7 protein-coding genes are annotated in these 5,949 nt (G+C 32.3%); 1 reads left to right on the top strand and 6 read right to left on the bottom strand.

Features of this window, described 5'->3' with window-relative positions; all coding sequences use genetic code 11:
- From ENO17_01185 to ENO17_01160, 6 genes are all read right to left on the bottom strand, one after another.
- On the bottom strand, positions 1-798 hold a 798-nt coding region (locus tag ENO17_01185), incomplete at its 3' end, for a sugar phosphate isomerase/epimerase (protein ID HER23673.1).
- A gap of 20 nt (positions 799-818) precedes the next feature.
- Positions 819-1,760 carry a thioredoxin-disulfide reductase gene (gene trxB, locus ENO17_01180; protein HER23672.1) on the bottom strand — a complete coding sequence of 314 codons (942 nt, stop codon included), beginning with the start codon at positions 1,758-1,760 and terminating at the stop codon, positions 819-821.
- 201 nt (positions 1,761-1,961) lie between these two features.
- On the bottom strand, positions 1,962-2,687 hold the full coding sequence (gene mobB / locus ENO17_01175; protein HER23671.1) for a molybdopterin-guanine dinucleotide biosynthesis protein B: 726 nt from the start codon (positions 2,685-2,687) through the stop codon (positions 1,962-1,964).
- A 22-nt stretch (positions 2,688-2,709) separates the two neighbouring features.
- Positions 2,710-3,504 carry a sulfite exporter TauE/SafE family protein gene (locus ENO17_01170; protein ID HER23670.1) on the bottom strand — a complete coding sequence of 265 codons (795 nt, stop codon included), beginning with the start codon at positions 3,502-3,504 and terminating at the stop codon, positions 2,710-2,712.
- 276 nt (positions 3,505-3,780) lie between these two features.
- Entirely contained in the window at positions 3,781-3,975 is a 195-nt protein-coding gene (locus ENO17_01165; protein HER23669.1) for a hypothetical protein, read from the bottom strand.
- 11 nt (positions 3,976-3,986) lie between these two features.
- Positions 3,987-5,651, bottom strand: a complete 1,665-nt coding sequence (locus ENO17_01160; GenBank protein HER23668.1) for a DUF3352 domain-containing protein — start codon at positions 5,649-5,651, stop codon at positions 3,987-3,989.
- Between the two features lie 169 nt (positions 5,652-5,820).
- Here ENO17_01160 and ENO17_01155 point away from each other — a divergent pair.
- On the top strand, positions 5,821-5,949 hold a 129-nt coding region (locus tag ENO17_01155; GenBank protein ID HER23667.1), incomplete at its 3' end, for a zinc ribbon domain-containing protein.

Below are 5,949 nucleotides of genomic sequence, written 5' to 3'. Positions count from 1 at the left end.
GTATAATTCTTTAATAGTTCGAAGTATCTCTTCATTATTCGGTCTTTTTCTTAATTCAAACAAAAACACTCCTGAGTATTTATTTTCTTTTAAACTTCTTACAAATCCTTTCCAATCAATATTGCCTTCAAAAAGGGGAGAATGATCATCACTTTTTCCGAAATTATCGTGAACGTGTAAATGACATAAATAATTTTTTATTTCCGATAAACACTTTACGACTCCACTATGATTATAAAGAAGAGAAGTAATGTTGCAATGTCCGGTGTCCAGACAGATTCCCAAATTTTTTGAATTAATATTTTTTACCGTTTCTAATGTCTCAGTAATACTATCGCCGGTTTTTCCGGGCAAGGTATTCTCCAAAGCAATTTTAATTCCCCAACGTTCACAAAATTTTAGTATTTCCTCTAAGCTTTGTTTGCTCTTTTCTCTATGCGTTTTTCTCATTTTCTCATCTTTAATTTTACTTCCCGGATGAACTACTAAAATTTCTCCTCCCAATCTCAGCAAAGCTAGGGCGGTTTTTTCCACTTCCCGGACAGACCATACCCGATCATATTCCTCAATGAGGGAAATATCTACTACGCCATTAGTAGGCATATGCATAGATATTACTTCTATCTCATTTTTTTTAAATTCTTTAGACATTTCATCCAGGTACTTGGGGTCATGATAATTAAAATGTCCTTCTTTTGGTTTTATTTCGATATATCTTATTCCTGCCTCTTTAAGTAGAGGCAATTTTGATTTTAATTGGTAATCCTCCAACGGCATAGTTGATATTCCAAAATTCATTTTTCATCCTCATTCTTTCTCTATTTATAGGAAACTCCTTTTAATTCTTCAATATATTTTTGGGCAGCAAAAGCAGCAGTAGCTCCCTCTCCACAAGCAGTAACTACCTGTCTTAAGATTTTCTTTCTAACATCTCCACAGGCAAAAATTCCCTTTTGAGAGGTCATCATATTATCATCAGTTAAAATATAACCTCTTTGATCTAATTTTACTAACTCTTTTATAAATTTTGAATTAGGAATATTCCCCACAAAAATAAATACACCTTGACAGGGGATTTCTTTTTCTTCATCTGTTTTTTTATTTTGAATCAAAACACCATTTACTTTTTCCTGACCTATTACTTTTGTCACCGTAGAATCCCAGACAAAATTTATTTTATCGTTATCCAAAGCCCTTTCCTGTAATATCTTAGTTGCTCTTAATCTATCACGACGGTGAATAATAGTTACTTCTCGAACAAACTTGGTTAAATACAAAGCTTCTTCGATAGCTGTATCTCCTCCCCCAATCACCACTATTTTTTTATCCCTAAAAAATGGAGCATCACAAGTAGCGCAATAAGAAACGCCCCTCCCCGTTAATTCTTCTTCTCCGGGGATTCCCAATTTACTCGCTTCTGCCCCAGAAGTTAGAATAATAGCAAGAGCATTAAACTCTTGGTTATTGGTTTTAATTATTTTTAAATTATTTCCTTTCCTTTCCATCATTCTAATTTCTACTACTTCACCATATTCTATTTTTAGACCAAATCGATTAGCCTGTTCCTCCATTTTTTGCACTAATTCTAATCCGCCTATCCCCTCAGGAAATCCGGGATAGTTCTCTATTGTTTCAGTAAGGACTGCCTGCCCCCCAATCATCGCTTTTTCAATCAATAAAGTTTCCATTCCAGCTCGACTAAGATAGATTCCCGCGGTCAAACCGGCTGGTCCGCCACCGATTATTATGGCATCATAAATCACTTCTGTTTTATTCTTTTCTTGTATATTTACTTTTGTCTTAGTTAATACTTCTAACACGATAAAATCACATCCTCATTGCTTAAATAGTTCCTTAGTTAACTGGTTAACTAATTCGATCTTAATTCATCGACAAGATAAAAATATATACATTCTATACTATTCGTTCTTTCTATTCATGCGATACAAAATAAGAATTTCTTATTGTTTTATCTTTATTTCAATATCCCCTCTGCCAAAACCCTTTAATGAAGATAAAAGTCCACTAATAGTGTTTTTGGTAATCTTTGCTATAAAAGAATTCATCGAAATTGTCTGCCCATTCACTTTCACCAAAATTGAAGGTTTCAAAGAAGGACAATCATCGGAAGTTTTATTTCCTTTGACAATTTCCTGAGCTAAATTATAACAATTTTGATATCCACATTCCCCGCAATTCAAGTTAGGTAATTTAAATGATTTATTGATAGCTATTTCCGCTATTTTTTTTATATCCTTATCATTCAAAATGTTAAAATCGCAAAATTTCTCCTTTGTTTCCTTAGAAACAAAACTAGCCGTACAAAGTTGTAACCCATCAAACAATCCCACTTTTTCGCTTTCTTCTCTTAGACAGACAATTTTGGGAAAAGTTTTTTCCTTTTTAAATCCCTCTATTAGGACAATATCTGCTTTAAAATATTTTATAATCTCTTCTAATTTTTTTTTATCCCTTAAAAAAAATACTAATTCTTTAGGAGTAACTGCCCCTACCTGTGTAAGTGTTTCTTTATATTTTGAAGTATCCGAATTAGCCAGATCAAGGTCTTTATCAATATGTTTTATTACGGCTACCTTAATACCTCTTCTGTTTAATTCGTCAGATAACCTAAGCGTTAAAGTAGTTTTACCACTTTTCTTATATCCAATTATTCCGATAATCTTCATGATCTATTCCTCTTTTTGTTTATTATTTTATCATATTTATCATCATCCAAGCAGAAATTATAAACAGAAATATAGCATAAATTTTTTTTAGTAAAATTTTATCCACTTTTATGGATAACCGAGAACCAGTTTGAGCCCCGGCAAAAACCACTAAAGCTAGAATTAGAGCCATTTTAAATTCAAAATGTCCGGCAAAAAAGTGCCCCCAAAAACCAAATAAAGCAGTAATGCCTACCATAAAACATGAGGACCCTACAGCAATCTTCATTGGAACTCCCAGTAATAATACCATTAAAGGTACTTTTATTATTCCTCCTCCAATTCCTAATAAGCCGGCCATTAAACCAGCCAGAGCAGTAAATGGAATCCCAATTAAAAGATTTACTGAATATTCTTCTTCTCTAAATTTTATATGCCAACAACCCCATTTTTTCTTTTTAATGAATTTATCTTGAATTTCTTTGTTAGATTTTAACATAAAATATCCGGAAACAATCAGTACTAAAATAAATATTATTTGTAATTCCTGAGCTTGAAGTAAGTAAGAATAATATCCACCTATAAGAGACATAATAGCAGTCAAAGGTTCGATTAACAAAATTAATTTCCAATCGACCAATTTCGCCTGGCAATATACTAATGAAGAAGAAATAGAGAGAGACATTATTATAAAAATACTAATTGCTGCTGCTTGATAAAAAGGGAAACCAAAAGCTAATAGAACGGGTACATAAAGCACTCCACCACCTATTCCGATCATGGAACTAATACTTGCGGATATAAAAAATGCCAGGTACATAAAAACTGACTCAATCATATTTTTCCCTACACTTCAAAATAAATTCCCACTAATGTTTGATACCTTTACTGCTTTATCTCAAGGATTCAATTTATTTTAAAAAGAATATTACGCACACTAATATAACAAAGAAGAATTGAAATATCAAAAAGTAAAATGATGATTTTTCTAATAAATGCAAAAATTAACTTACTTATAATAAAAAAAACTTTTATTTTGCACTAGAAAAATGTTTAGGAGCAGATCCGGTTCTTTTTAATTTCTCATTATCTTTTACTATTTTGAAGAATATCTCTACCAGCTGCGGATCAAACTGGGTATCAGCGCATTTTTAATTTCCTTTAGCGCTTGCTTTTTACTTACCGCACCTTTATAGGGACGACGGGACTGTATCACATCATAGGTATCAACAATAGAAATAATATGAGAAAAAAGGAGGATCTTTTCTCCTTTTAAACTATCTGAATAACCATTACCATCCCAGTGCACATGTCTATTTCTTATTTATAATTTACCTCTAACCAGGAATAAGAGTAATCTTCTTCTATTCCTGCCCAGAATAAAAGGTTTTTGAGTTGGTGCAAACCTTCTAACATGGTATCTAAGGATTCTTTTCTATTTGCCCCCCTTTCCTTCTTTTCTTCTGATCCTTCTGGAATCTCTTGTACTGCCATCTGCATATACCTTCCTGCAATTTCACTCACGGAATTCATATCGATATATAATAGAGAATAAACTTTGGGAAAAGAAAGCATATATTTTATAGGTTCCAATGTATTCAAGGCGACCATATCTCCTTTTTCCGTATCTATAATATTGGCAATGCTACTGGACAAAACAAATCTATCTCTCACGATTCCATACCCCAAGGGGAACACTGGGTTAGGTAGGCTTTTGTAATTTATTCCTTCATACTGATTGTCTACTAACGTCCCACCCGCCATGGGAGCAAAGTCCTCTAACGCAGGATAAAGATTTTGAATAAGTTTTTCTTCTGAAGAATATCCCGTTATTACTCCAACTTTGGGAAAAATAGCGGAAGTATCGAAAAGTCCCAAACTAAATTCTTTTGCCGGCCAGGAATAAATAGTTTTCTCGATATCAATTCCACTTCTTTCTTGAATCTGCTGCATATTTTTTTCTAAATTAAGTTGAAGGTTCTTGCTAATATAATTTTCCTTTATTTCTTCCCAGATAAGAGGCAAGACACCTCCAAAATAAAAGAAGGTGTTTTTAGGAAACATGGAAAGAGATTTTAAATTATTTACATCTGCTTTTTTAAATATATTAAAATATTTTTCTGCTATTTGTGCAACCATATAGGCCTTAAACTGTTTTTCTTGATAGCCTCCTATGCAGCTTATAGTGCCCATATCCTTAAAATAATCCCGAGAATTTCTTAAAGTCTTAACTAATTCTTCCTCTTCGACTACTCCAATTAATTCATCTAAAAATTGATAGAGTTCTTGGCCAAACAAGCAGAAAAAGAAACTTGAAGGACTTATTTTTTCTCCGGTTTTCACTTTTTGTATTTGATATTCTAAATTTTCCAGAAGAGAATTGCACTCTCCTTGAAATACTTCTATAGCTTTTTTAACTGGAGATAAATTTCCTCCAATCACTAAGGTATCGCCTAAAAAAGCGTAAGAAATGGATTTTATAGGTTCCAAATCTTTACTTTCGGGAAGAATGATATTAAATATATCAATCCCTTTATAATTTGATATTTCTTCAATTAAATCATTTTTCGCCTCAACAGCTCCCAGAAATTTAGTAAAATCACGACTATTAGAGGGAGATAAAACAAGCAGCATTTCAGGAACTCCAGCTACAGAAACACCCAGACAAGAGAGAATTGCACCAGCGGAAAAGATATTCTCTAAAAATATAGGATCTAGGACATCAAACCCTAGTTCATTTCTTATCTCTTCTCTGGTCATTTTGTAATTTTGTCTTTCGTTGCTTAATTCTCCACCTGGGGCAAGGTTCATGATACCAAATTCAGATAGACCTTTTATTAATTCTGCATCTTTTGTTTCTAAAATCCCGATAACTTTTTCTGGAACTACTTCTAATAAGGGATTACCATAAGCAAAATTAAATAAAAAAACAAACAATAAAAATATAGTTACGATCATATACAAAATTTTTAACCTTTTATTCATAATTTCTTCTCCTTTTTAATTTATTTTATTTGAATGATATTACTGCTTTTTTATTATACTGTTTAATCAGATTGCTTAGGTGGGAAGATCCCAAAAAGTTCCTTCCCTTGACAAAACTGCAAATTTGTTTAAAATATTCAGTAAGATATTTTAGAAGGGAAATATTATCATGCCAACATACGAATATAAATGTAAAAAATGTGGGAATGCTTTTGAAAAATTCCAATCGATTACAGCCGACCCCATTAAAAAATGTACCAATTGTGATGGGGAAGTCTATAGATTAATAAGTAAAAAT

This window comes from Candidatus Atribacteria bacterium (genome assembly GCA_011056645.1).
Lineage (GTDB): Bacteria > Atribacterota > Phoenicimicrobiia > Phoenicimicrobiales > Phoenicimicrobiaceae > Sediminicultor > Sediminicultor quartus.
Note: the sequence above shows the minus strand (reverse complement) of the source record. Positions and strands in the feature narration are given on the sequence as shown.